Here is a 2,235-nt window from a genome sequence, read left to right as displayed (position 1 = left end):
AGGACTGACTAGAATTTAGGTTCAGACCTGACAATTCAATAACTGAATGAAATTGCTGAAAATTGTGATTTCCGGCTAAGAAAAAATATTGCCGAATTTTGCAGTGGGTGTATACTCGCATGTCACTGTAATTTTCGTAAAATACGTAATGCACACATTATTCCTGAATAGTCCGTTTTATAGAAATAATGTGCTCATGCCCTCGTGATGACAAGACTGAATGTAGTCATCGACCAAAATGGCCGAAATTTCTGATATGTTGACTCACAGATTTGCTGTGAGTACCATTTTATCTAGTTCAAATTGTATTCTTCGTAGCGCCTACGAGTTACACATCGCTGGTTAAATATTAGAAAAAATGCTGGCAGTATGAAAGACCGGAGCTAAAACGTGTCCGTCACACAATTCACTGAGCAAGAATTAAAGGATCTGGAAGAAAAAACCACAATCCCGCGTTTTTTATTCTTACCGATGGGACTTGTTGGACTTTGGTGCTTAGCCGTTTACTGGCCCAGCCATGCGATCGGGTGGCAGATTTTCTGGACACTCTTCACTTCGTATTGCCTCTTCTGCTGGACCAGCTGCTTTCACGAGTGCTCGCACCACACTCTTTCTGGTTCCAAATATGCCAGTATCTGGCTGGGACGTATTCTGGGAACAGCGATGTTCGTCCCTTATACGATCTATCGCGAAAGCCACATTCGCCATCACGCCTACTTGAATAAACCCAGCGACTGGGAACTCTGGCCTTATTCAGACCCGAGTACCTCACTCCGCTTTCGCCGGGTTTTCATCTGGTTTGACCTCCTGTTGGGGCTTTTTATGGCACCCTACATTTACGGTCGAATTTTCTGGCATAAAGACTCGCCGCTGACTGACCCCAAACTCCGACGAACGATCCGCTATGAATATGCGTTTATGGTTCTCTTCTGGGGATCAGTGTTGGGAACCTGTGCCTATTTCGGCACGATCTGGGACCTCGTACGCGTCTGGTTCCTGCCTCACTATCTGGCAGGAATTTACCAAAATACCCGGAAGTTTACCGAGCACCTGGGTATGAGCAGTTACGACCCGATGCTGGGAACACGCACGGTCGTGGGTTCCAACATCATCACCAAATTATGCACTTATTTTAACTTCGACATTTTTGTACATGGCCCGCACCACCGCCATCCAAGAATCGCCCACAACCTGCTTCTCCAAAAAATGGATGACTACCAGGAGCAGAACCCGGACGTGAAATATCCGGTCTTTACAAGTTACTGGGGTGCCATCATCGACATGGCTCCGTCGTTTATCTTGAAACCCGGGGTCGGCATGAATGCGGGCGCACCAGCGCCAGCCAAAGAGAAAAAACAGATCGACAACTTCGTGCAGGATGTCGCAAAAGAAGTTCTGGCCGATACGGATATTGCCAGCAGCTAGCCTGTATCCTGGGTGAAAACCGTTTTCCTCTTGCTTCCTGCGGTAGCCGTTCAACCACGTTTTCTTAAGTGTCCCGTTTGTAGAATGGGAGTGTGGTCACTTTTACCGGAAATCGTTTCCCACGAATATCAGCATCCAGAACCTGCCCCGGTTCAGCAAAGGCTGCTTCGACATATGCCATTCCGATCGGCATGTCGAGCGTGGGAGAAAAGGACCCGGATGTCACGATTCCGACCTGGTGATCCCCCTGAAACAGCTGGGATCCTTCGCGGGCGGCACGCTTTCCTTCCAGGGTGAAGCCCACGCGGACTTTCCGGTCTTCACGGGCCTTGGCAGAGATTAGAGCTTCCTTACCGATGAAATCAGCTCCCTGCAGCTTCACAGCGAAGTTCAGACCGGCGGTAAACGGATCGGTTTGCTCATCCAGCTCATGTCCATATAAAGGCATCGCTGCTTCCAGTCTCAATGTATCTCGACAGCCTAATCCGGCCGGGATTAACCCCACCGACTGCCCATCCGCTATCAAACGTTCCCAGAGCATCACAGCCTGCGATTGATCAAGCACCACTTCAAAACCGTCTTCGCCGGTATAGCCGGTGCGGCTGACAAGTGCATCCACACCCAGAACCCTGGTTTCGATGCCGAAATAATATTTGATCTCACTCAGATCCGCTTCAGCTAAAGGATTCAGAACGCCCAGTGATTCCGGTCCCTGCAAAGCCAGCATGAATTTTTCGCAGGTCAGGTCTTCGATTTGAACATCAAATCCCTGTCTTTGTTTCCCGATCCAATCGACAATTTTCAAGCGAT

2 protein-coding genes are annotated in these 2,235 nt (G+C 48.9%); one reads left to right on the top strand and one right to left on the bottom strand.

Translation table 11 applies throughout. From position 1 onward, the window contains the following. Positions 1-390 precede the first annotated feature (390 nt). Entirely contained in the window at positions 391-1,425 is a 1,035-nt protein-coding gene (locus tag Q0294_RS17475; protein WP_299468025.1) for a fatty acid desaturase, read from the top strand. Positions 1,426-1,489: 64 nt separating this feature from the next. Here Q0294_RS17475 and gcvT read toward each other — a convergent pair. Next, positions 1,490-2,235: glycine cleavage system aminomethyltransferase GcvT (gcvT, locus tag Q0294_RS17470; protein ID WP_299468023.1), on the bottom strand; the 746-nt coding region annotated here is incomplete at its 5' end.

This window comes from uncultured Gimesia sp., assembly GCF_937919775.1.
Classification (GTDB): domain Bacteria; phylum Planctomycetota; class Planctomycetia; order Planctomycetales; family Planctomycetaceae; genus Gimesia.
Note: the sequence above shows the minus strand (reverse complement) of the source record. Positions and strands in the feature narration are given on the sequence as shown.